Origin of the sequence: Flavobacterium sp. DSR2-3-3, assembly GCF_049896585.1 — a bacterium.
Taxonomy (GTDB): Bacteria; Bacteroidota; Bacteroidia; order Flavobacteriales; family Flavobacteriaceae; genus Flavobacterium.
Map to the genome: position 1 here is coordinate 433,741 of NZ_JAFCUP010000001.1, position 23,444 is coordinate 457,184.

Here is a 23,444-nt window from a genome sequence, read left to right on the forward strand (position 1 = left end):
TTTTAGTATTTGTATTAATTACAAATATAGGATATTAATACATTTCTTAGTAATTATGATTTATACTCCTTCACCGCATCAATAAAAGCTTTGGCATGATCCACAGGAATATTTGGTAAAATTCCGTGACCTAAATTTACGATGTATTTGTCTTTTCCGAATTCGTCAATCATTTCATGTACCATTTTCTTGATGACAGGAATTGGTGACAACAATCTGGATGGATCAAAATTTCCTTGCAACGTAATTTTCCCTCCGGAAAGGTATCTTGCATTTCGTGGAGAACACGTCCAGTCTACACCAAGTGCTGATGCTCTACTTTTCCCCATTTCACCCAATGCAAACCAACATCCTTTTCCGAAAACAATTACTGGCGCATCATCTGCCAAGGCTTCAATAATTTGGTTGATGTATTTCCAGGAGAATTCCTGATAATCCACTGGAGATAACATTCCACCCCAAGAGTCAAAAATTTGTACAGCGTTTACTCCTGCTTTTACTTTTTCTTTTAAATATAAAATCGTGGTATCGGTAATTTTTTGCAATAAAACATGCGCTGCTTCTGGATGTTGGAAACAAAATCCTTTGGCCATATCAAAACTTTTAGAACCTTTTCCTTCCACGGCGTAACACATAATTGTCCAAGGAGAACCTGCAAAACCAATTAACGGCACCTCATCATTCAACATTTCTTTGGTCAATTTGATAGCATCAAAAACGTACCCTAATGTTTCATTAACATCCGGTACGATTACTTTCTCCACATCCTGTATCGTACGAATTGGATTTGGTAAAAACGGACCGAAGTTTTCTTTCATCAACACTTCAATTCCCATAGCTTGTGGAATTACCAAAATATCCGAAAACAAAATGGCCGCATCCGGAGCAATTCTACGTATTGGCTGAACCGTAATTTCGGCAGCTAATTCTGGCGTTTGACAACGGGTGAAAAAATCATATTTGTCGCGCAAAGCGATGAATTCCGGTAAATATCTTCCCGCTTGACGCATCATCCAAACTGGCGGACGTTGTACTGTTTCTCCTTTTAATGCTCTTAAAAATAGGTCGTTCTTAATCATGTATTTAAATTTTAGCGGATTGCTAGATGCTTTCCGTTGTATAATATTCAATAACTTCCAAAATCACCTCTTCAATAGTCGGCGTTTCAGCAATTACTATGTTTTTAATTTTCTTTGTTTCTAATGCTGATGCTGTAGTGGTGCCTACGCAGAAACAAACTTCATTCTTGATTTTATTATTTGTCAAATAACTTTCAACGGCAGAAGGGCTAAAAAATAGAATTCCGTCAAAATTTTCTTGGTCTGATATTTTAAAAGGCGAAAGTGTTGTTTGATACACTTCGATTTCATTAAAAGTTATTCCGGCACTTTTTAATGCTTCAGGCAACGTTTCTTTACGCAAATTTCCACTTAAGAAAGTATAGCTTTCCTTATTGTAAATTAAAGTGATTATTTCGGCTAATTCAGAGGCGTAATCCAAATAAACATCAACTGTAAAGCCATGCAATTCAAGTAATTCCTTGGTTTTAATACCGACACAAAAAACAGGTTTGGTCTTTAAGACTTCCCAACCGTTTTGTTCAATCAAACTTAAAACAGCATTTTGGCTACTAAAAATTAAATTGTTGTTGATTGTACTCAGTTCAAAAAGGTTGTTTTTTATTTCGATAAAATCTTGTTCTAAAAGGTCAAAATTCGCATCAAGAAATACTTGCCTTTGTTCTGCCGACAATGTTTTAGTGGATAAAATGCTTGTTTGGCTCATTATTTATTCAAATTATTTTTAATTTCTGACATCAATTTTGTTCCGCCATTGTTCAGAATTTCCTGAGCAGCATAAAACCCTAATTTCTTCCATTCTTGCATCGGAACAATTTTTTCGATTTCGATTTTTTGTTTTCCATCAATAGAAAACAAAACGCCTTTAAACAAAATATCATCTTCTACAAAAACTGCTAAAGCGCCAATTGGTGCCGTACAACCTCCTTCGAGTGTTTTTAAGAACTGTCTTTCAATGTGTGTACACACTTCGGTATCTATGTCATTCAATTCCGAAACTGCTTCTCGGCAAAAATCGTCATTTGCCATTGCAACAACTAGCATTGCGCCTTGAGCCGGCGCCGGAATCATCCAATCCAAATCAATATAATTGGAAGGTTTTAAGTTGATTCTTTCTAATCCTGCTGCTGCAAAAACGGCTCCGTTCCAATCACTTTGCTGCAATTTCCGCATTCTAGTATTGACGTTTCCGCGTAAATCAACTACTTTATGAGTCGGGTATTTACTCAGCCATTGTGCCTGACGACGCAAACTTCCGGTGGCAATTGTTCCTTGTTCATTGAGAAAATCAAGGCTTCCCTTATATACCAAAATATCCAACGTGCTAGCTCTTTCCAAAACTGCTGCCTGAACAATCCCTATTGGTAAAGCCGTAGGGACATCTTTCATAGAATGCACCGCAATATCGACATCGCCATGTATCATTGCGATATCGAGCGTTTTTGTAAAAATTCCTACAATTCCTAATTCGTAAAGTGGTTTGTCAAGAATGATATCTCCTTGTGATTTTACTGCTATAATTTCGGTTTTATAGCCTAAATCGTTCAGTCTTTTTTCGACGTTATGTGCTTGCCAAAGCGCGAGTTCACTATCGCGGGTTCCTATGCGTATTGTTTTATTCATTATCTTGCGGTGGCTCCAATTTTAAAAACTTTTTCAATCCATTCTATACTTTCGTCCACCATGGTATCGTCGTCTTTCAAATGATTAGCAAAGTGTGTCGTTATTTTCTGGATAATTCTGTTACTGATTATTTCCGCTTGCTCTTCATTAAAATTTGAAATTTTCCTGCTTTGAAAATCCAATTCAGATGTTTTGATCGCATTCAATTTTGCTTTTAAAGCATTGATTGTGGGCGCAAATTTTCTGCCTTTGGTCCACATAATAAATTCTTCTTTTATTTCTTCAATAATTGCTTCTGCTGCGGGAATGTGTTTTTTCCTGTTTTCTAAAGTCTCATCCGTCAGTTGTGACAGATAATCCATGTGAATCAGCGTAACACCCTCGATCTCTTCTACATCCTCATTTACATTTTTCGGAATGGATAAATCCAAAATCAGCAATGGTTTTTTCAAATTCAGAATCGCTTTGTCAATCGTTGGATTTTGTGCGCCGGTTGCTACGACAACAACATCTGCTTTTTGTAGTTCTAAATGCAGTTCCGAATAATCTTTTACAATTAAATTCAATTTTCCGGCTAGTTTCTCTGCTTTTTCTTTGGTTCTGTTGATAAGCGTGATGTGTTCGTTTTTAGTATGTTTTACCAAATTTTCACACGTATTTCTACCAATTTTCCCAGTACCAAACAATAGAATATTTTTGTTTCTAATGTCTTGCACATTGTTGATTATGTAACGAACCGCAGCAAAAGAAACCGATGTCGCTCCAGAACTAATTTCAGTGTCTGTTTTTATCTTTTTACTTGCCTGAATCACGGCATTCACTAGTCGTTCCATAAAAGCATTGGCTAACCCCAACGATTTTGACTGTGAAAACGAATTCCTTATTTGGGCAATAATTTCAAAATCACCAAGTATCTGACTATCTAAACCCGTTCCCACACGAAACATGTGGCTTATGGCTTCTTGATTTTTATAGACAAAACCTACTTTTTGAAATTCTTCAACAGAGCCCTGACTGTTTTCACAAATCAGTTTTATTAATTGAAAAGGATGCTCTGCAAAACCATAAATTTCCGTTCGGTTGCAGGTAGAAGTTACGATTAAACTTTCTATTCCATCAGTCTTAGCTTGTTCGAGTAAACGGTTTTTTGCAGTAGCATCTAAACTGAATTTACCTCTGATCTCAGCATCTGCCTTTTTATAACTCAATCCAACGGAGTAAAAATAATGATGCTTTAATTTGTTATTATTTTCCATATGTGCACTTTTCCAGAAAGTGGAACAAAATTATAACTATAGTATTTATAAAAGTAACGCTAGAAGTACTTTTTGTATCGCTGCATGATTTTTTAAATTTAAATCGTTATTTAATTATAAAAACCCTTATTTTTGTACAACAAACAGGTCTTTTTTAGCGCATTATTTAGAGTGTTTCTAAATAAACCAACCTGATAATTATCATTTTTGTATTAAAAAAACATCGCTATGAGTTCTCAAGAAATAATAAAAATTGAAGATGATTTTACCTTAATTCGCTTTCAGAACGACGGAACCGATGTATTTCAAGCACAACGCGAAGTAAGCAGCGGATTGATTCAGTTTCATTTTGGATTAAAAGGAAATGCAAAATTCATTTTTAATCAAGGAAACTATGCGTTAGAGTTAAAGGAAGAAAAATCATTGTTATTGTACAATCCACAAAAAGAATTGCCTTTAAACCTGGAACTAGCACCAAATTCGTGGGTGATATCAGTAATTATTTCGATCAAAAAATTTCATGCTTTATTTTCAACCGAAGCGGATTATATTACCTTTCTAAGTGCTGATAACAAAGACAAAAAATATTACGATGAAGGAAATGTAAGTCCTTCGATGGCAATTGTACTTTCGCAATTGTTTCATTATAATTTGCACCCGTCCATTAAAAACTTGTATTACAAAGGAAAAGGATATGAATTATTGAGTTTGTATTTCAATAGAACCGAAGATCCAAACGCAGAACAATGTCCGTTTTTGATAGACGAAGACAATGTAATAAAAATCAAAAAAGCCAAAGAAATCATAATTGCCAATATGGCCGAACCGCCTGGATTACAAGAATTAGCCGATGAAATAGGTTTGAATTTAAAGAAACTAAAAATGGGTTTCAAACAAATTTATGGCGATACCGTTTATGGTTTTCTATTTGACTACAAAATGGATTTTGCTCGAAAACTACTCGACAGCGGTTCCTATAATGTAAATGAAGTAGGATTAAAAATTGGCTACAGCACCGGAAGTCATTTTATAGCGGCCTTCAAAAAGAAATTTGCCACCACACCAAAGAAATATTTGATGTCAATCAACCCAAATATGTAATTTGGCATTGATTTCTTATATTAAACAATAAATAAAAAATAGTTAATCGCAATTTATAAAAAAGTAAGTTTAATTACTTTTGTACCAACAAAAAAAGACAACATGAAAGGTGTATTATTAGTTAATTTAGGTTCGCCGGAAAGTCCAACTCCTAAAGATGTAAAACCATATTTGGATGAATTTTTAATGGACAAATACGTAATTGACGTTCCGTTTTTGTTACGAGCATTATTAGTTCGTGGAATAATTTTACAAACAAGACCTAAAAAATCGGCTGCCGCTTACGCAAAAATATGGTGGGACGAAGGTTCTCCACTTGTGGTGATTTCCAAAAGAATGCACGCGAAAGTCCAAAAATTAGTTGATGTTCCGGTTTCCTTAGCGATGCGTTATGGAAATCCGTCTTTATTATCTGGTTTACAAGAACTACACGACAAAGGCGTAAATGAAGTACTGCTTTTTCCTTTGTATCCACAACATGCAATGGCGTCTACAACAACCATTTTAGAATTGGCTGAAGAACACCGTAAAAAGTATTTCCCAGAAATGAAATTCACTATTGTTCCTGCGTTTTACAACAAACCCGATTATTTACAAAATCTGGCTGATTCGATTAAAGGACATTTAGCCGGTTACGATTACGATCATTTATTATTCTCCTATCACGGAATCCCAGAGCGTCACATTCGTAAAACGGATATAACCAAATCACATTGTAAAATTGATGGCTCTTGTTGCAACACGCCTTCACCGGCACATGAATTTTGTTACCGTCACCAATGTTACGAAACGACTAAACAAGTGGTGAAATTATTGGGAATTCCAGAAGGAAAATACAGCCAGACTTTTCAATCGCGCTTAGCGGGAGACAAATGGTTGACACCTTACACGGATGTTGAAGTCAACAAAATGCCTGAAAAAGGAATTAAAAAACTTGCTGTTGTAACGCCTGCTTTTGTATCTGATTGTTTAGAGACTTTGGAAGAAATTGCCATGGAAGCCAAGCATGAATTTAAAGTTCATGGGGGTGAAGAATTTTTAGCAATTCCGTGTTTAAACGACAGTGACGCTTGGTGTAAAACAGTAAGTAATTGGATTACGAATTGGTCGAACGCTTCTTCATCCATTAAAGTTGACTCCGAAAAAATAAACGCTTAAATGGCTGTTACCGCCGATGAGTTAGGAACTCAAGACATCAAAAAACTCTTAATAAAACAAGCAGTTCCGTCTTCTATTGGGATTTTATTCATGTCGGTTAATATTTTAATTGACACCATATTTGTCGGACAATGGATTGGTTCTTTGGCCATTGCGGCGGTAACCGTAGTTTTGCCTATCACCTTTTTGATTTCTTCTTTAGGAATGGCGATTGGTGTGGGCGGAGGTTCTGTACTCTCGAGAGCATTGGGAGCAAATCACAAAGAAAAAGCATTGCATACCTTTGGCAATCAAATCATGATGACTTTTTTATTGGCGTCTGTATTTGTGCTGTTCGGTCTTTTTTTCAGCGCCGAAATGCTGATGCTTTTTGGCGCAAAAGGCGCCATAATGGAACCCGCAAAAGAATTTTTTATTCCCATAATAATAAGCGTTCCGTTTTTGGCACTTTGCATGATGGGGAACAACGTGATTCGAGCCGAAGGTAAGGCTAAATTTGCGATGGTGGCGATGATTATTCCCGCTTTCATAAATATTATATTAGATATTATTTTTATAAAATACCTTCATTTAGGAATGTTTGGCGCTGCTTTGGCGACAGCCATATCCTATTTCACGTGCTTCTTATTTGTATTTTGGTTTTTTTATTTTAAAAGTGAACTAAACCTAAAAGCCAAACATTTCAAATTCAATATTCCTATTGTAAAGGAAATAACAGAATTGAGTTTTGTGACATTTTCAAGACAAGGAGTGGTTAGTATTTTGGCGATAATCCTAAATCATACTTTATACACGTATGGCGGCGAACATTCCGTTGCCATTTATGGAATTATAAGCCGAATGTTGATGTTTGCTTTATTTCCAATTCTGGGAATTACGCAAGGATTTCTGCCAATTGCAGGTTTTAATTACGGTGCCGGAAATTATGAAAGAGTAAAAGAAAGTGTACAGCTTTCGATTAAATACGCCGCTTTTTTAGCCACATTGATTTTCGTGGTTATTCTAATTTTTGCCAAACCTATCGTTGCTGTTTTTACTACAGATCCACTCGTAATTGACCAAACTCCGGAAGCGTTGCGCTGGGTTTTTGCGGCTTCGCCAATTATTGCTGTTCAACTTATTGGTGCGGCTTACTTTCAAGCGGCGGGAAAGGCAAAAAAAGCATTGCTTTTGACCTTAAGTAAGCAAGGATTTTTCCTGATTCCGTTAGTGCTGATTCTACCAAATTTTTTAGGTATTTTTGGCGTGTGGATTGCATTCCCAATTGCAGATATATTATCAACAATACTGACTGGATATTTTTTAAATAAAGAAATAAATACAAAACTGATTCAAACTAACGATGGAATACTATAATTACCTTAAATCCTTACACCTTATCTTTGTAATTACATGGTTTGCAGGATTATTTTACATCGTCCGCTTGTTCGTTTACCAAATTGAAGCCGCACAAAAACCTTCCCCAGAGAAAGAAATTTTACAAAAACAGTACAAAATAATGACCTACCGTTTGTGGTATATTATCACTTGGCCGTCAGCAGTTTTGGCTAGTGTTTTTGCTTTTTGGATGCTGTTTTTTACGGATTTAGGTCAAGCGTGGTTAAAAATGCCTTGGATGCACGTAAAACTTGGTTTCGTATTTGCGCTGTATTTGTACCATGCAAAATGCCAACAAATATTCAATCAATTGCAAAATGACGAGGTTAAATATACCACAACTTTTATGCGATTGTGGAATGAAGGAGCCACGATAATCCTTTTTGCGGTGGTTTTTTTAGTGGTTTTAAAAAATGCCGTCAACTGGATTTATGGTGTGATTGGGATTTTCTTATTTTCCATTTTAATAATGCTGGGCTTTAAATTTTACAAAAAAATTAGAGAAAGAAATCAATCTTAATTATGTTCAAAAGTTTTAAAATAGCAATGCTTTCATTACGAATCAGGATTTTCCTTTCGATGATTGTATTGATATTAATGGCTTCTGTGATATTGGCTTCCATATCTATTATCCAATTTAAAAACGAAGCCAAAGAATACCACCAAGAGCGACTGGAACGCAATGAAAACGCAGTAAAGCAGCACATCAATTTCATACTTTCCACAACCACTTATCCAATGACTTCCGGGAATTTAGACTTAATTTTCAAAGATAAAATTCACGAATTAGCGCACATTCACAACATCGAAATCAACATTTACAGTCTGGAAGGAAAATTACTAAAATCCTCAAAAGAATCATTTTCTGTTGATAAGGTGGCTCCGCCAATTCCCAAATACATTTTAAAACTGGTTCGTTCTTCGATTGAAAAAAGATACGTGGACATTAAAACTATTGATGGCAAAAAAAATCGTTCTGCTTTCAGCCAAATTAAAGACGACAAATTCAAACCACTGGGGATCTTAAATTTACCTTATGTAGAAGATGACGGCTACTATGAAAATGAATTGAAAAGTTTTCTAATTCGTCTGGGACAGGTTTATGCTTTCTTGCTTATTATCGCTTTCGCCTTTGCTTATTTTCTATCGTCATATATCACAAAATCATTAAAAACAATTTCGGATAAGCTAAGCGAAACGAGTTTGAATCAAAAAAACGAAAAAATTGTCTTGGAAGCCAACAGCAAGGAAATTAACTTACTGATAAAAGCGTACAACGGGATGGTGGATGAACTAGAGAAAAGCGCCATAAAACTCGCGCAAAGCGAGCGTGAAGAAGCGTGGCGCGAAATGGCGAAACAAGTGGCGCATGAAATCAAGAATCCGCTTACGCCAATGCGATTAACTGTTCAGAGTTTTCAGCGGAAATTTGACCCGACTGACCCCAATGTAAAGCAGAGAATGAACGACTACTCAGAAACTTTGATTCAACAAATTGACACCATGAGTGCGGTAGCTTCGGCTTTTTCGAATTTTGCATCGATGCCGGCACAGCAAAACGAAACTCTAAACGTGGTGGAGGTAGTAGAGCTTGCGATGGATATTTTCAACGAAGAATATATTGAATTCCAAAGTTATTCTCCTGAAATTATTTCCAAAATTGACCGAACGCAACTCATCCGAATTATCACGAATTTAGCGAAAAATGCCATTCAATCGATACCGGAACAACAGGAAATTAAATCGGTTGTGGTACGCATCAGAAAAGAAGCAAACAACGTGTTAATTACGGTTTCTGACAACGGAATCGGCATTCAACCTAAAGACATCAGCCGTATATTTGAACCAAAATTCACCACCAAAAGCAGCGGTATGGGTCTTGGTCTTGGAATTATAAAAAACATTATAGAAAATTATAAAGGAACGATTACCTTTGAATCTGAATTTGGAAAAGGAACTACTTTTATTGTTTCGCTCCCAATAATTAACACCTAAAAATACAAACATGAACTACGAAAATCTTTTAATTACCACCGAAAATAATATTGCAACAATTATCATAAACCGTCCTACAAAATTAAATGCGTTGAATGTTGCTACCATTTCAGATTTGAATAAAGCATTTAAAACCTTAGGGAAAAATGATGAAATTCGTGTTATTATTTTAACGGGAAGCGGTGAAAAAGCGTTTGTAGCCGGAGCTGATATCTCTGAATTTGCTCATTTCTCGATTGAAGAAGGAACGCTACTCGCGGCAGAAGGACAAGAAAAATTATTTGATTTTATAGAAAATTTAAAAACCCCGGTAATTGCAGCAGTCAATGGTTTCGCACTGGGTGGCGGATTAGAATTAGCGATGGCGTGTCATTTCAGAGTTGCTTCTGAAAATGCAAAGATGGGATTACCTGAAGTTTCGCTGGGCGTAATTCCGGGTTATGGCGGAACGCAACGTTTGCCACAATTGATAGGAAAAGGACGCGCAATGGAGATGATTATGACCGCAGGAATGGTAACGGCGCAAGATGCCTACAGAACTGGACTGGTAAATCACGTAGTGCCTGAAGCTGAACTTTTAGACTACTGTGTGAGTGTGGCCAATAAAATAATAAAGAACTCTCCTTACGCTATTGGTAAAGCTATAAAAGCGGTCAATGCTAATTTCAAAGAAGGAAAAAATGGGTATGAAGCCGAAATAAAAGCTTTTGGAAAATGTTTTGGAACCGAAGATTTTAAAGAAGGAACGACGGCTTTCTTGGAGAAAAGAAAAGCGGTATTTACTGGTAAATAATAAAATTAAATGAGAAAATTATATGTTTATTTAATTTTTGCTTTATTATCAAGTCAATTATTTTGTCAAAACATTCCTTTCAAACTTGAAAAGAGTGAAGAGTTTAAGGATGATGTCAAAAAATCAAACATTGTTTTGACTGAAACTAATGAGAGTGGAAATACCTTAATCGTTCGATCCTATAATGATAATGGATTATCAAATTACAGTGGCTTTTATATAGAGCATATAGATTCTAATTTAAAAATCCAAAAGACGTTAGATTTCGAAATGAAACATCCAAATTATCAAAAAAACAATATCGTTTTGGGTATTTATTCTGTTAAAAATGAAGTCAAGATTATTGAGTTTTATTATGATTTGAATGATAAATCATATGTTTGTCAAGCAAATATCATAACAGATGATTTTTTAATCTCTAAAAAAGAATTGTTTAGAATCTCGAAGGAAAAAATGAAAGAAACAGGGACAATTTCTTTAGAAAAGGAGTTTTTTAATCGTACAAAAGGAAACTGGACAAATGATAATTCAGGAGAAATAAAATCAGAAAATGATATTTCAAAAAATTCCAGTTTTTTTGAATTTTCATGGGAGGGTAAATCAGAAATATCAAAAAATCAAAAAGGCTCTGATATTGTAATGACTGTGAATGGTAACAAAAGTGCCTTTGCCATCGCAATAGATTACAATAGTGAGAATAAAGAATTTGTGAAATTATATTTATTTGACAATCAGTTGAACAAAAAAATCGACACCGATTTTAATAGAGAAATTAAAGATAAAAATTATAATCTAGAGAACATTCAAGTTTCACCTGATGGGAGAGCCATAAGCTTATTGGCAAAAAGTTATTTAGAAATCCAAAAAGAAAAGAAAGAAGGCGGAAAATACCTATTTGAAATCACAAAAATAACAGCTGAATCACAAAAATCGCAATTCATAGATACTCATGAAAATTTTGTTGGCTCTTTAAAATCTATTTTTCACAATAATGAAATTATTTGTTTGGGTTTTTATTCTGACATTAAAGATTATAGATTTAAAGGAATTTGTTATTATAAGTTAGATTCCAATTCTTTAACCATTTTGCAATCAAAATATAATTTGTTTACAGAACAATTTATGGTTGACAAATATGGGGAAGACAAAGACAAAGCACTTAAGTTTTTAACGTTCAAAAAAATATTTTTCTCTGTAAACAATGATTTATTTTTTAATGCACAAGAGGAATATTTAACCAGTGATACGAATAATAGAACTTATTTTAATTATGATGACATTGTAGCTGCAAAATTAGATTCTGAGGGAAATCTTTTGTGGGCAAGAAATATTAATAAAAGACAAGCAATTCCATCTTACGAGGACGAATCATTTATTTCTTACACTTCATTGGTAAATGAAAATTTCAGTTATTTCTTTATTAACACTGGTGAAAAAATTAAAAAAATTAAAAACGATAGAATTGAATTCGGTCAAATTAGAAAAAACAAATCGAATTTGAATGTAATAAGAATCAGTATGGACGGAGATTTTGATTATAAAGAAATTCTTGATGATGAAAATAGCTCAGTTACTTACATGGTTTCAAAAGGGGGGATTATTAATAATTCTGCTATTTTTTTAGGTAGAAAAGGAACAAAAAAGCAATTACTAAAAATTAATTTGTAAAAATTAATTTGTAAAAAACAAACATCAAATTACTTTACTTTTGAAAATTCATTTCTGAAAATAATATATAAAAATTTTAAACTTATGTCCTTCCAACCTGTATTTGTACTTTTCTGGGAAAAGGTAAAACAAAGTATTGAAAACCATACTTATGCTAAACTAACACTTGCCAAAACCATTGGTGATACGGAACTGAAAAATATTTATGTGCGTCCTGTTCTACTGGAAAATGACGTGTTTAGTCTTTCGGTTACGGCGCGTTACAAAACCGAAGAAATAGAAAGTTTCCATACGCTTGATGAAGCTTTTATTATATTGGCTCCGTATATGAATAATCCGTTTTTAACCGCTTTACTGTTTACAACAGAAAATGACATTACTTTTAAACTCAATAAAAAAAGAGTGGGAACCATTATTGAGCAAGCACCAACTTTTAAAAACGCTTCAGATGTGATTTTGGAAATGAAAGTCAAAGGAAGTTCGATTTAAGATTTTTGATTAATCCCGATAGCTATCGGGACTGATTTTTGATTTAAAATCAGCAATCGAAAAAATATCTGAAATTTAAAATTAGTATTCAGTAATCAATTTTTGGTTTGCGTGTAAAACAAAACTATATTCATTTTTTTTTCTACTAAAGCAGTAGTTTTTTAACGTCAATAAACTGAATACTAAAAACTGAATACTGTTTTCTTACTTCTCTCCTCCCCATTCCGCATAAAACTGCGCCAGAAATCCTTCCATATAACGGTGCCTTTCTTGTGCGATTTGTTTTCCGGTCTCGGTATTCATCTTATCTTTCAACAGCAGTAACTTTTCGTAAAAATGATTTAACGTTGGAGAATCATTCTTCTTGTATTCTTCCTTTGTCATACTGGAATTTGGAGCAATTTTTGGGTCGTAGATTGCTCTGTTTTTAAATCCGCCATAATTGAACGTTCTGGCGATTCCAATGGCTCCAATCGCGTCTAAACGATCCGCGTCCTGCACCACATCCAATTCTATTGAAGAAAATTTCTTTTCGAAATTACCGCCTTTGTACGAGATGTTTTCAATGATATCAACCACATGCTTGATGGTTTCTTCGTCAACGTTTTCTGATTCTAAAAATTCGCGGGCAATTCTTGGTCCGACGGTTTCATCACCATCATGAAACTTACTGTCGGCAATATCATGAAGCAAAGCGCCAAGTTTGACAACGGTGGTATCACAAACTTCACTTTTCGAAATCAGAACGGAATTCTTAAACACTCTTTCAATATGAAACCAGTCGTGTCCGCCTTCGGCATTTTCTAGTTTTTCTTTTACAAAAAGAATCGTTTTACTTATTAAATCAGGATTTATCATTATTTTTATACTTTTAAAAAAAATGTTGAATTTCAAAGTTTACCAACTTCAAAATCCAACATTTTAACCTTTATTTCGAACTAAAAAATCTATCTTACTAATGCTGGCTCTACCCATTTAAAAATATGCGATTCTTGTGGAATTACCATTCTCTCTGAAATTTTTGCCATTCTACCCGGTAATTTCATCAAATAATCACGTGCTTTCTCTGCTTCATCTGTCAAACCGGAGATTTTATCAATTTCCCATTTCTCAATTAATTTTTGCATAATGTCTACATAATCCGCTGCTGTGTAAACACCGATTCTTTGCGCAGAATCAGAAAACTGCTCAAAAGCGGTACTGATTTTTTGACCTGATTCTCTTAAGAAATGTGCAGGCATAACGATTTTTGCTTTCATCATGTATTGAAAGGCAAGCATCATTTCACTTGGATCTATTTGAAAAATACGGGTAACAAATTCACTGTATGCATGATGATGACGCATCTCGTCACCAGCAATCATTTTGCACATTTTAGACAATTTGTTATCGCCATATTTCTTGGCCATTTGCGCTACTCTGTTATGGGAAACATAAGTTGCTAATTCCTGAAAACTAGTATACACAAAGTTTTTGTATGGATCTCTTCCGGTACCTATATCAAAACCGTCGTTGATCAGGTGTTGCGTTGTCATTTCTACTTCACGCATGTTTACACGACCTGATAAATACAAATATTTGTTGAGCAAATCGCCATGACGATTTTCCTCACCAGTCCACTGTCTGATCCATTTAGACCAACCGTTTCGCTCTACATTATCAATTCCTTCTACGTCCATTAACCAGGATTCGTAGGTTGGTAAAGCTTCTTCAGTAATGGTATCCCCTACTAAAGTTACCCAGAAATCATAAGGTAATTCTTTTGCAATTTCACGTAATTCTTTGACCTCATCAAAAAAAGTATCACTTTGGGAATTGGGCAAAAAATCAGTTGGTTGCCATATTTTCTCCACTGGAATTAAATACTGATCGACAAAGCTGTCTACGTTTTTTTCCAAAAACTGCATTACTTCTAATCGAATGTTTTTTATTGACATTATATATAAATTAAATTTTTATTCCTTTAACAACTGCTGTTTCTGTTTTTTCCATTAATTCAGCAAAATCATAGTCTTTAACCGCTAACGGTTTATGTACTACAAAGGTAAGGCGATTTCCTAAACCTAAAGGAAAAAACCCGTATTTAACTATTTCCCAAGAATTGTTTATGCTCACTGGAACCACGTATGCCGACGGCGCGTGCTTACATAAAATTTTTAAACCGCTTTGCGCGAACTCTTTTGGTTTTCCCGTTTTACTTCGCGTTCCTTCCGGAAAAATAACTGCTGAACGGTTGTATTTCTCAATATATTCTGCTAATCCTTTGATGGCCGGAATCGCTTGTTTTGGATCTTTACGATCGATAAGAACAGAACCTCCATGACGTAAATTAAATGAAACGCTTGGGATACCGCTTCCTAATTCTTTCTTACTTACAAATTTACAATGAAAACGACGAAAAAACCAAATCATCGCAATAATATCGTACATACTTTGATGATTGGACACGAAAATTAAAGGCACGTTTTCAGGAATGCTTTCTATGTTTTCAAATTTGTATGTTGTTCCCAAGAGATTTGTGCATCTCAATAAGAAAAAATTCAAGTAATCGACACTTACTTTATGAGCTTGATAGCCAAAAACATGGAAGCAAACCCACTGAATTGGATGAAAAATAACCAAAGTAAGAAAGAAAAATAAATAATAAATTACGGAAATGGGATACGAAATCAGTTTTTGCATGCTTTAAAAATTTGTCGCAAAAGTAAGAAATATATTTTTAGCGGTATTTAAATCAGAAACAATATACCGGCTCGACGTTTAATCGTAACTTTGCAAGTCAAAATCTATGTCTTTTTTCTATTAAAATGAACTTCACTTACCCAAAAAACGAAAAGCTAAAAAGTAAAATCACCATTGGATTACTATTTACCGAAGGGAAATCAGTATCTAAATATCCGTTGCGATTGGTCTATAAAGCCGGTTCTTTTAGCGAAGGCGAAAAAATAAAAATGGGCGTTTCGGTTTCAAAAAAAAATTTTAAGAAAGCCGTAGACCGCAATTATTTCAAAAGGGTACTGCGCGAAACTTACCGTCTGAACAAACACCTTTTGATTGACAATTTGGACCAACCGTATTCCTTTATGTTTTTTTACCAAACGAAGGACCGACTGACATACGAGGAAATTAATACCAAAACCATTCAGTTGTTTGAGAAGTTTATTGCTCAAAACATTAAAAAACCAGAATCAGCAATCGATTCTGTTTCTGAAATTTAAATACTTAACCCATTCTAATTTGAACTAAGTAATCTTTGATTCCTTTATGCATAATTATTTGGCGAATTATAGTTATTTTAGTGACCTCAAATTTAGTTAATGAAACCCATGAACTTCTTCAAAAAAAAATTCATAATTCCAGTTGTCGCTTCGGCATTTCTGTTTGTTGGAACCAGTTTCAAAGACGATTTTTTCGAAATCGCCAAGCAAATCGAGATATTCACCACTCTTTTCAAAGAATTGAACCGGAATTATGTCGATGAAACAAATCCTGGAGAACTAATGGACAAGGCCATCAAAGGAATGCTGGCTAATTTAGATCCGTACACCGTTTATTTCAATGAGCAGGATGTGGTGCGATTCAAAATAAACAACACCGGAGAATATACCGGAATAGGCGCTTTATTGACTCGGAAAGAAGACAAATTAATTGTGAAAGAACCCTATAAAGATTTCCCTGCCGACAAAGCGGGTTTAAAAGCCGGAGACGAAATTATCCAGGTGGGGGATGTACTTTTATCTGATTTTAAAGACGAGGCTTCTCAACTTTTCAAAGGTACCAAAAACACGAAGATTGACATCAAATACATCCGTCAGGGAAAAGTGAACACTACCCAGATTATTCTGGACGAAGTCGAAATCAAATCGGTTCCCTTTTTCGGAAAAATAGATGACAAAACCGGTTATATTGTATTATCACATTTTAACAAAAAAGCATCTTTGGAAACCAAAGAAGCTTTGGAACAACTCAAAAAAGAAGGTGCTGAACGCATTATTTTGGATGTAAGAGACAATCCGGGTGGACTCTTGAATGAAGCCGTAAATATCTGTAATTTATTTGTTCCAAAAAACGAAATTATTGTTACTACAAAATCAAAAATAGAGAAACAAAACAGCACGTACAAAACGACCAAAGATCCTGTAGATACTGAAATCCCTTTGATTATTCTTGTTAACGGCCGAAGTGCTTCGGCATCTGAAATCGTGGCTGGCGCGCTTCAGGATTTAGATCGGGCTGTGGTGGTGGGAAGCCGCAGTTTTGGAAAAGGACTGGTGCAAAGACCAGTAGATTTGACTTATGGAACGCAACTAAAAGTAACTATTTCCCGCTATTACACGCCATCCGGAAGATGCATTCAAGCTTTGGATTATTCTCGAAAAGACAAAAATGGAATGGCCATAAAAACAGAAGAAGCAAACTTCAATGCTTTTAAAACCCGAAAAGGCAGAACCGTTTATGACGGCGGAGGAATCCAGCCTGACGTTGAACTAGAAGAAACTAAATCAAGTCCAATAACGGCTGCTTTGTTAAAAAATGATGGGATTTTCAACTACGCCACGACCTATTATTATAAAAATCCGAATTTAGGAAATCAGATTCCAGTCATTTCTGATGCGGATTATTTAGATTTTAAACAGTTTCTGAAAGTACAGAAATTCTCCTTTGATACGGAAACAGAATTGGCTTTAAAAAATACTTTGGCTGTTGCTAAAAAAGAAAAATTAGACCAATCTATTCTCGCCGAATATCAACAATTGCTAACGGCCCTTCAGAAAAGTGAGAATGTTTTAATGGATAAAAACCAAAAGGAAATCAAAAATTTAATGGTCGATGAAATCATTAAACGCTACCAGTATCAAGAAGGACTATATCAATATTACATCAAAAACAATTCGGAAATTAAAAAAGCGGTAAGCATTTTAAACAATAACTCGGAATACAAGTCTATTCTCAAAATATAATGAAAAAATCGTTTGCAATATTTCTGCTTCTTTTTTCGAGCTATCTAACTGCTCAGGGAAAACCTATAGAAACGGTGTATTTTGAATTTGATAAATTCACACTTTATGAAGATCAAATACAAATTATAATTGATTTCATGAAAAATGCGGATACCACAAAAATTGAATCAATACAAATTTATGGATATTGTGACGACAGAGGAGCCAATGATTATAATTTTGCACTGTCAAAAAACAGGGTAACTACGGTACAAAACATTCTCACGGCAAATGGTTTTAACAATAACAAAATTGTAATTATTGAAGGCAAAGGCCGTGTAATTCTGCAAAAAGAAATGGTGGAAAACCTGTCCGAAACCCGTTCAAAAAACAGACGCGTCGACTTGTTTATTGTCAAGAAAAACAGTTTTGCAAATGGGTTATACAATTCGTTTCAAGATAATCATAAAGTGGGAGATCGTATTTATCTGGAAAACATCCTTTTCCCTCTTGGAAGCAGCGCATTAACGGAACAATCCAAGAAAGAATTAGATAGAATTGCGGTTCTTTTTCAAAAACAAAAAACATTGGAATTCCAAATCAGAGGACACGTTTGTTGTACTCCAAGTAATTACTCGGATGCCATAGATAATGAAACTCGGGAGCGTAAACTTTCTTTGAATCGAGCCAAAAATGTTTACAAATACCTTATAAATAAAGGCGTAAACAGTCTTAGGATGCACTATGTTGGCAGTGGAAATAAATTCCCTTTAGATCAGGGAGAAGCACTAGACCGTAGAGTTGAATTTATAATTTTGAAAATCTAATTCCCCTCTTTTCATCTCAATATGCGGAATATCGTCTTCAAGATACATTTCACTGGTTTGCACAAATCCATGACTTTCATAAAATTTTTTCAAATATAATTGCGCTCCGATAGTGATTTTACTTTCACCAAAATGATGCGAAATTCCTGCAATTGATTCTCGCATTAGGTCATGTCCCCACTTTCTGTCGCGGTAGTTTGCATCAACAGTAACGCGGCCAATCGATGAATTATCAAAACTGATTCCGGGTTTAAAAAGTCTGGAATGAGATACAATTTTCCCTTCAAATACGCCAATAAGATGCAAAGCCACTTTGTCTTTTCCATCAAGATCTAAATAAACACAGTTTTGTTCCACCACGAAAATCTCGCTTCTTAGACGCAGTAAATCGTAAAGTTCGTGAACTGTCAGGGCATCAAATGCCTTAATTTCCCATTGTATTGTCATGCTTCGTTTCTTTTTATAAAATGCAAATAAAAGAAATTTAAAGCTCTCTTTTAGCAATAACCACGGATTTCATGATAGCTTCCAGTTCATGCATTAAATCCCGTTTGTCTTTTGATGGTGCGTAACAAAATCCTTCTAATACCAAAACGCGATTATAATCCTTATCAATAATAGCATAATTGATAAAAGGTCCCGACATGAAATCATTGTTTAGCTGCCATGTTCCTTTTGTCTCGTAAGTGTCCTTTCCATCGAGATTGATTTTAGAAAGATAAGGCGCATACCCCTCTTCAGTAATCATGTTCGTATCTGGTTCCTTTCCGCTAATATATAAATTGCCTATAGAATCGCGCATTTTAATGATACTTGCGATTAAATCCTTGTCTTTATTTAAGGTATTCAAAGGAACTTGATATAATAAAAGACTCGTATTCCCGCCAATAATTTCTTTTTTTAGCCACATAAAATTACTCTTTTGAAGCACATAAGCATATCCGGAAGGAATCTGTAAAGTAATGTGAAACTTGTTTTCTATGATTTTGGGATCTATCAATGACTGACTGTTTATTCGCTGATTCTCTGCAATTTCAGCCTGTTTGATTATTTGAATCATTTGCGGAGCATTTTTTTCAATGCAAGCAATAATATCAGTGGCTGTTTTGCCAGAAATATGAAATACATTTTGAGGAGATGCGTATTGGTCTTTTCGGATTTCAAACTTATTTTCTTCCGCTTTTTTGACCACAATAATTGCTCGGGTATCCGTCATAAAACCTTCTAAAAGCTTGACTGGATATTGATTGATGTTGAATAATGGCTCTTCTTGAGGCAAACCTATTACCGGCGATGCAAACTTGTTTCGTATGCTGTCTCCTATATCACCGTTCCATAACTGATCATCAATAATAACCGAAATCGTGTTGATTTTACCAGTTGTTTTACGAGTAAGATGATTATTTTCTTTTTTACAGGAAAACAACAGCAGAGAAACAAAAAGAAATAAAATATGGGCTTTATTCATTACTATTCTATTATAAAGTAAAAACCAAATTTATAGAAGTTTATGCTATTATCCGTTTATTTTTAACTTCATTCCAGGTTTAATATCTTCATTGCGAATACCGTTCCATTTTTTTAGGTCGGAAATGGTAACGCCAGGGTATTTTTTGGCAATACTAAATAAAGAATCTCCTTTTATAACGTAATAATCGGTACTTACTTTTTTGGATGCTGAAGTAACGCTTGATTGGTTTTTGAAAGAATTAATTGTCGCTTGATCCGTAACAATTGCAATTTCATCTTTGGCAACAATTAATGTTTTTCCAATAGCAATAGTGTTGTCCGGTAAATCATTCCATTGTTTTAAATTAACCACGGAAGTGCCGAATTTATTGGCAATATTTCCTAAATTATCTCCTTTTAAAACTGTATATTCAAGATTTTTACGTTCCGAATTTCTGACTAATTCTTGTTTTGAAATCAACTCTTTCTTGGCAACTTGAAGTAATGTTCCAAACTGAACAATGTCATCTAAAAGTCCGTTCCAAGTTTGAATATCCGCAACGGAAACATTATATTTTTGGGCAATGCTTCCCAAATTATCTCCCTTTTGAACCACATAAACTGTTGAAGAACTATTTGACAATGGTCCTGAATTAGTGTTTATTTTGGATTCAGAGGCAACTACATTTTGATTTTTCGAGACAACTTGAGAAGCAACATTATCAGAATCCGATTCTTTCTTTAAGGATTTAACCACACTTTGGCTCGAAATAATTTTCAGGCTTTTGCCATAAGTAAGCGTATTGCTTTTCAGGTTATTCCATTTTTTTATTTCGGAAATCGAAACGTCATATTTATTCGCTATAGCAGTTAGATTGTCTCCTCGTTTAACTTTATAGTAAGACGTTTTGGGCAAAGTAACGCGCTGAACAGTGTAATTAGCAGTATCTCTTACCACCATTGCTTTTGTTATCTGAAATGGTCTTTCACGTTTGTCTACTTCATACTGAACGTACGCGTAAATTTGAGGTTCATTGGAGGCAAAAAGACCAACTTTCTCTTGTGGTAATCTCAAAAAATGATTTTCATCATGATAAAAAGGAACTATATTCAGTTTATAGGATGGATTAAGAAGCTGTAATTGAACTACGGGAACATCAAGCAAATCAGATATGTGTTTAAATGACATTTGCTTTTTAATCATGATGGTATCCGTGGCAAAATGCTTTACTGCTGTTCTGTTGGGAACGATTCCGTGCTCCTTATGGTATTCATAAATATACATTGTCGCTAAGAACGCCGGGACATATCCTTGTGTTTCTTTAGGAAGATTTTTTCTGATATTCCAATAATTTTGTTGACCGCCGGAACGTCTGATCGCTTTTGAAACATTTCCTGGACCAGAGTTATAAGAAGCCAAAACCAAATCCCAGTCACCAAAAATTCTGTACATATTAGTCATGTATTGGGCTGCCGCTTCGCTGGCTTTCATTGGATCGCTGCGTTCATCTACATAAGAATCAATTTTCAACCCATATTGTTTTCCGGTTTGATACATAAATTGCCACAATCCGGCAGCGCCCATTTTAGAAACTGCTTTTGGATTTAAAGCCGATTCGACCACAGCTAAATATTTAATTTCTAGAGGGACATTTTGTTTGGCCAAAGCCTCTTCAAACATGGGAAAATAATACTCTGAAACAGCCATCAATCGCTCAAAAGATTTTTTTCTGTTCTTCAAAAATGATTTGATGATGTTTTCTAATCCTTGATTGTATTCAATATTGAAAGGAGATTTAGCATCCATTGCAGCCAATCTTTCTTTAAGAAGTTCAGTTGACAATTCATACTCAATTTTTTCGTCGATATTAACATTCTTAATATCATCCGAAATGGTGTTGTATAAATCTAAATTGGTTAATTCCTTCATCCACAAACTATCCACGCAAGCGGCTAAATCGTCTTTTACGAAGGTTTTCTTTATGGAATCTAAATAGGATGATTTTGTTTCTACTTTCTTAAAGCCTCTATTTACAACTGCTTCTTGCGAAAATAAATGTACGGATGCTAATAGAAAAAACGACAGGGTGGTATTTTTTATATTCATATTTTTACGATCAAAGACCTATACTACAAATGATTACAAAGCTTTTTTTTTTACAAACATAGTGGGTTAAAACTAAAATTTTATTTAAATATTGTTAAAAAAGCATTATCTGCATCATTCACAAAGAATTTTCTCCTGATTCGATAATTAAAATAACGATAAAAAATGAATACTTTAAAATAAAAAACCTCAGCAATAAATAGTTTATCGCCAAGGTTTTCATTTTACTATAACAGTATTTTTTTAATTTAAAATAATTAAAATCTAACCGTTACTATTTGTTTTGCAACAGCTGCATTAATCCAAAATCGCTGCAATTCCTGGCAATACTTTTCCTTCCAGCATTTCCAGCATTGCTCCTCCACCGGTTGAAACATAGCTTACTTTGTCTTCCAGACCAAATTGTTTTACAGCAGCAACGGAATCACCTCCACCTACTAGAGAAAATGCTCCGTTTGCCGTAGATTCAGCGATGAAATTACCCAAAGCAATAGTTCCATTAGCAAAATTTTCCATTTCAAAAACGCCCAATGGTCCGTTCCAGAGAATCGTTTTTGATTCCATGATTACTTTTTTAAAGTTTTCTAATGATTTTGGACCTGCGTCCAAACCTTGCCAGCCGTCAGGAATTTCTTTTACATCCACAATTTGCGTTTCGGCATCATTAGCGAAAGCGTTTGCCGCCACAACATCAACCGGAATATGAATTTGTACTCCTTTTTCTTTAGCTAATCGCAATATTTCTAATGCCAATTCTTGTTTATCACCTTCACAAATAGAATCGCCAATTTTACCGCCTAATGCTTTTACAAAAGTAAAAGTCATTCCTCCACCAATAATCATGTGATCTACTTTGTCCAAAATATTCTCGATAACCGTAATTTTAGAAGACACTTTAGATCCACCAAGAACTGCTGTTACCGGTTTTTTACTATTTTTCAAAACTTTGTTCAAGCTTTCAATTTCTTTTGCCAATAATAATCCGAAACATTTCTCTGTTGGAAAAAACTGAGCGATAATTGTAGTCGACGCGTGCGCTCTGTGTGCTGTTCCAAAAGCGTCGTTTACATAAATATCACCAAGTGACGCCAATTCTTTTGCGAAAGCAATATCACCTGCTTCTTCTTCACTATGAAAACGTAAATTTTCCAACAATAAAACTTCTCCAGCCTTCAATTTCTCAGCTGCATCTTTCGCTACTGAACCAATGCAGTCAGCGGCGAACTGAACCGGAACTCCAAGAATATCTGTTGCTGTTTTCAAAATGTGTTTCAAAGAATATTTCTCCTCCACACCTTTTGGTCTGCCTAAATGTGACATCAAAATCACACTTCCGCCTTGAGCAAGAATCGCATCAATGGTAGGTTTCGCAGCTTCGATACGAGTGGCATCCGTTACATTTAAATTTTCGTCCAAAGGCACATTGAAATCAACACGAATTATGGCTTTTTTATTTGCAAAATTGAAATCACTTAACGTTTTCATCAGAATATTTTTTAGTTTGTTTTTTTTGAAAGAGTAACAAATATAGAACTTTTAAAGCAGTACTAAATTAGAGAAAATCATATAAAATCAATTTTTA

22 protein-coding genes are annotated in these 23,444 nt (G+C 34.7%); 11 read left to right on the forward strand and 11 right to left on the reverse strand.

What is annotated here, in order from left to right:
- Nucleotides 1-53: 53 nt before the first annotated feature.
- From hemE to hemA, 4 genes are read right to left on the reverse strand one after another with little or no spacing between them, the layout of a single operon-like run.
- The gene (hemE, locus tag ACP7AQ_RS01895) at nt 54-1,079 is read right to left on the reverse strand and encodes a uroporphyrinogen decarboxylase (RefSeq protein ID WP_426094172.1); all 1,026 of its coding nucleotides are present in this window, start codon (nt 1,077-1,079) and stop codon (nt 54-56) included.
- A gap of 22 nt (nt 1,080-1,101) precedes the next feature.
- A complete protein-coding gene (locus ACP7AQ_RS01900) occupies nt 1,102-1,785 on the reverse strand; it encodes a uroporphyrinogen-III synthase (protein WP_426090521.1) in 684 nt (227 codons plus the stop codon).
- On the reverse strand, nt 1,785-2,705 hold the full coding sequence (gene hemC / locus ACP7AQ_RS01905) for a hydroxymethylbilane synthase (RefSeq protein WP_426094297.1): 921 nt from the start codon (nt 2,703-2,705) through the stop codon (nt 1,785-1,787). Before hemC ends, ACP7AQ_RS01900 begins: the two co-directional genes overlap by 1 nt.
- Entirely contained in the window at nt 2,702-3,958 is a 1,257-nt protein-coding gene (hemA, locus tag ACP7AQ_RS01910) for a glutamyl-tRNA reductase (RefSeq protein ID WP_426094173.1), read from the reverse strand. Before hemA ends, hemC begins: the two co-directional genes overlap by 4 nt.
- Nucleotides 3,959-4,186: 228 nt before the next feature.
- On the opposite strand from hemA, the gene ACP7AQ_RS01915 reads away from it, so the two are divergent.
- The 8 genes from ACP7AQ_RS01915 (at nt 4,187) to ACP7AQ_RS01950 (ending at nt 12,539) form a co-directional block, all read left to right on the forward strand.
- Nucleotides 4,187-5,059 (forward strand): helix-turn-helix domain-containing protein, encoded by an 873-nt coding sequence (locus tag ACP7AQ_RS01915; protein ID WP_426062531.1) that lies wholly within the window; start codon nt 4,187-4,189, stop codon nt 5,057-5,059.
- A gap of 102 nt (nt 5,060-5,161) precedes the next feature.
- Nucleotides 5,162-6,217, forward strand: a complete 1,056-nt coding sequence (gene hemH / locus ACP7AQ_RS01920; RefSeq protein ID WP_426090524.1) for a ferrochelatase — start codon at nt 5,162-5,164, stop codon at nt 6,215-6,217.
- On the forward strand, nt 6,218-7,573 hold the full coding sequence (locus tag ACP7AQ_RS01925) for an MATE family efflux transporter (RefSeq protein WP_426094174.1): 1,356 nt from the start codon (nt 6,218-6,220) through the stop codon (nt 7,571-7,573).
- A complete protein-coding gene (locus ACP7AQ_RS01930; RefSeq protein ID WP_426094175.1) occupies nt 7,560-8,114 on the forward strand; it encodes a CopD family protein in 555 nt (184 codons plus the stop codon). Before ACP7AQ_RS01925 ends, ACP7AQ_RS01930 begins: the two co-directional genes overlap by 14 nt.
- Before the next feature lie 59 nt (nt 8,115-8,173).
- Nucleotides 8,174-9,589, forward strand: coding sequence for a sensor histidine kinase (locus ACP7AQ_RS01935; RefSeq protein ID WP_426094298.1), 1,416 nt, complete (start codon nt 8,174-8,176; stop codon nt 9,587-9,589).
- 10 nt (nt 9,590-9,599) lie between these two features.
- Complete coding sequence (locus ACP7AQ_RS01940) at nt 9,600-10,382, forward strand: enoyl-CoA hydratase/isomerase family protein (protein WP_426094176.1); 783 nt, start codon at nt 9,600-9,602, stop codon at nt 10,380-10,382.
- 9 nt (nt 10,383-10,391) lie between these two features.
- Nucleotides 10,392-12,050 (forward strand): hypothetical protein, encoded by a 1,659-nt coding sequence (locus tag ACP7AQ_RS01945; protein ID WP_426094177.1) that lies wholly within the window; start codon nt 10,392-10,394, stop codon nt 12,048-12,050.
- Nucleotides 12,051-12,134: 84 nt separating this feature from the next.
- Nucleotides 12,135-12,539 (forward strand): hypothetical protein, encoded by a 405-nt coding sequence (locus ACP7AQ_RS01950; RefSeq protein ID WP_426094178.1) that lies wholly within the window; start codon nt 12,135-12,137, stop codon nt 12,537-12,539.
- 204 nt (nt 12,540-12,743) lie between these two features.
- On the opposite strand, the gene ACP7AQ_RS01955 is transcribed toward ACP7AQ_RS01950, so the two are convergent.
- From ACP7AQ_RS01955 to ACP7AQ_RS01965, 3 genes are all read right to left on the reverse strand, one after another.
- Nucleotides 12,744-13,397, reverse strand: a complete 654-nt coding sequence (locus tag ACP7AQ_RS01955) for an HD domain-containing protein (protein ID WP_426094179.1) — start codon at nt 13,395-13,397, stop codon at nt 12,744-12,746.
- Nucleotides 13,398-13,486: 89 nt separating this feature from the next.
- Nucleotides 13,487-14,476 (reverse strand): acyl-ACP desaturase, encoded by a 990-nt coding sequence (locus ACP7AQ_RS01960; protein ID WP_426062523.1) that lies wholly within the window; start codon nt 14,474-14,476, stop codon nt 13,487-13,489.
- Between the two features lie 10 nt (nt 14,477-14,486).
- Complete coding sequence (locus ACP7AQ_RS01965; protein WP_426094180.1) at nt 14,487-15,221, reverse strand: lysophospholipid acyltransferase family protein; 735 nt, start codon at nt 15,219-15,221, stop codon at nt 14,487-14,489.
- 125 nt (nt 15,222-15,346) lie between these two features.
- On the opposite strand from ACP7AQ_RS01965, the gene rnpA reads away from it, so the two are divergent.
- From rnpA to ACP7AQ_RS01980, 3 genes are all read left to right on the forward strand, one after another.
- Nucleotides 15,347-15,757 carry a ribonuclease P protein component gene (rnpA, locus tag ACP7AQ_RS01970; protein ID WP_426094181.1) on the forward strand — a complete coding sequence of 137 codons (411 nt, stop codon included), beginning with the start codon at nt 15,347-15,349 and terminating at the stop codon, nt 15,755-15,757.
- Nucleotides 15,758-15,865: 108 nt separating this feature from the next.
- Nucleotides 15,866-17,500 (forward strand): S41 family peptidase, encoded by a 1,635-nt coding sequence (locus ACP7AQ_RS01975; RefSeq protein WP_426094182.1) that lies wholly within the window; start codon nt 15,866-15,868, stop codon nt 17,498-17,500.
- The gene (locus ACP7AQ_RS01980) at nt 17,500-18,306 is read left to right on the forward strand and encodes an OmpA family protein (RefSeq protein ID WP_426094183.1); all 807 of its coding nucleotides are present in this window, start codon (nt 17,500-17,502) and stop codon (nt 18,304-18,306) included. Before ACP7AQ_RS01975 ends, ACP7AQ_RS01980 begins: the two co-directional genes overlap by 1 nt.
- On the opposite strand, the gene ACP7AQ_RS01985 is transcribed toward ACP7AQ_RS01980, so the two are convergent.
- From ACP7AQ_RS01985 to ACP7AQ_RS02000, 4 genes are all read right to left on the reverse strand, one after another.
- A complete protein-coding gene (locus tag ACP7AQ_RS01985; protein ID WP_426094184.1) occupies nt 18,268-18,753 on the reverse strand; it encodes a GNAT family N-acetyltransferase in 486 nt (161 codons plus the stop codon). The two genes, ACP7AQ_RS01980 and ACP7AQ_RS01985, sit on opposite strands and share 39 nt — an antisense overlap.
- A gap of 37 nt (nt 18,754-18,790) precedes the next feature.
- On the reverse strand, nt 18,791-19,774 hold the full coding sequence (locus ACP7AQ_RS01990; RefSeq protein WP_426090534.1) for a DUF4837 family protein: 984 nt from the start codon (nt 19,772-19,774) through the stop codon (nt 18,791-18,793).
- A gap of 48 nt (nt 19,775-19,822) precedes the next feature.
- Nucleotides 19,823-21,862, reverse strand: coding sequence for a LysM peptidoglycan-binding domain-containing protein (locus ACP7AQ_RS01995; protein WP_426094185.1), 2,040 nt, complete (start codon nt 21,860-21,862; stop codon nt 19,823-19,825).
- 297 nt (nt 21,863-22,159) lie between these two features.
- Nucleotides 22,160-23,347, reverse strand: a complete 1,188-nt coding sequence (locus tag ACP7AQ_RS02000; RefSeq protein WP_426094186.1) for a phosphoglycerate kinase — start codon at nt 23,345-23,347, stop codon at nt 22,160-22,162.
- Nucleotides 23,348-23,444 lie beyond the last annotated feature (97 nt).

What these genes read in the sequence shown, in the direction of transcription:
- hemH (WP_426090524.1), top strand. Translation starts at nt 5,162, where the DNA reads ATGAAAGGTGTATTATTAGTTAATTTAGGTTCGCCGGAAAGTCCAACT.
- ACP7AQ_RS01900 (WP_426090521.1), bottom strand. Translation starts at nt 1,785, where the DNA reads ATGAGCCAAACAAGCATTTTATCCACTAAAACATTGTCGGCAGAACAA.
- hemE (WP_426094172.1), bottom strand. Translation starts at nt 1,079, where the DNA reads ATGATTAAGAACGACCTATTTTTAAGAGCATTAAAAGGAGAAACAGTA.
- ACP7AQ_RS01945 (WP_426094177.1), top strand. Translation starts at nt 10,392, where the DNA reads ATGAGAAAATTATATGTTTATTTAATTTTTGCTTTATTATCAAGTCAA.
- ACP7AQ_RS01925 (WP_426094174.1), top strand. Translation starts at nt 6,218, where the DNA reads ATGGCTGTTACCGCCGATGAGTTAGGAACTCAAGACATCAAAAAACTC.
- hemA (WP_426094173.1), bottom strand. Translation starts at nt 3,958, where the DNA reads ATGGAAAATAATAACAAATTAAAGCATCATTATTTTTACTCCGTTGGA.
- ACP7AQ_RS01995 (WP_426094185.1), bottom strand. Translation starts at nt 21,862, where the DNA reads ATGAATATAAAAAATACCACCCTGTCGTTTTTTCTATTAGCATCCGTA.
- rnpA (WP_426094181.1), top strand. Translation starts at nt 15,347, where the DNA reads ATGAACTTCACTTACCCAAAAAACGAAAAGCTAAAAAGTAAAATCACC.
- ACP7AQ_RS01940 (WP_426094176.1), top strand. Translation starts at nt 9,600, where the DNA reads ATGAACTACGAAAATCTTTTAATTACCACCGAAAATAATATTGCAACA.
- ACP7AQ_RS01930 (WP_426094175.1), top strand. Translation starts at nt 7,560, where the DNA reads ATGGAATACTATAATTACCTTAAATCCTTACACCTTATCTTTGTAATT.
- ACP7AQ_RS01990 (WP_426090534.1), bottom strand. Translation starts at nt 19,774, where the DNA reads ATGAATAAAGCCCATATTTTATTTCTTTTTGTTTCTCTGCTGTTGTTT.
- ACP7AQ_RS02000 (WP_426094186.1), bottom strand. Translation starts at nt 23,347, where the DNA reads ATGAAAACGTTAAGTGATTTCAATTTTGCAAATAAAAAAGCCATAATT.
- ACP7AQ_RS01935 (WP_426094298.1), top strand. Translation starts at nt 8,174, where the DNA reads ATGATTGTATTGATATTAATGGCTTCTGTGATATTGGCTTCCATATCT.
- ACP7AQ_RS01985 (WP_426094184.1), bottom strand. Translation starts at nt 18,753, where the DNA reads ATGACAATACAATGGGAAATTAAGGCATTTGATGCCCTGACAGTTCAC.
- ACP7AQ_RS01955 (WP_426094179.1), bottom strand. Translation starts at nt 13,397, where the DNA reads ATGATAAATCCTGATTTAATAAGTAAAACGATTCTTTTTGTAAAAGAA.
- ACP7AQ_RS01965 (WP_426094180.1), bottom strand. Translation starts at nt 15,221, where the DNA reads ATGCAAAAACTGATTTCGTATCCCATTTCCGTAATTTATTATTTATTT.
- ACP7AQ_RS01960 (WP_426062523.1), bottom strand. Translation starts at nt 14,476, where the DNA reads ATGTCAATAAAAAACATTCGATTAGAAGTAATGCAGTTTTTGGAAAAA.
- ACP7AQ_RS01950 (WP_426094178.1), top strand. Translation starts at nt 12,135, where the DNA reads ATGTCCTTCCAACCTGTATTTGTACTTTTCTGGGAAAAGGTAAAACAA.
- ACP7AQ_RS01980 (WP_426094183.1), top strand. Translation starts at nt 17,500, where the DNA reads ATGAAAAAATCGTTTGCAATATTTCTGCTTCTTTTTTCGAGCTATCTA.
- ACP7AQ_RS01915 (WP_426062531.1), top strand. Translation starts at nt 4,187, where the DNA reads ATGAGTTCTCAAGAAATAATAAAAATTGAAGATGATTTTACCTTAATT.
- ACP7AQ_RS01975 (WP_426094182.1), top strand. Translation starts at nt 15,866, where the DNA reads ATGAACTTCTTCAAAAAAAAATTCATAATTCCAGTTGTCGCTTCGGCA.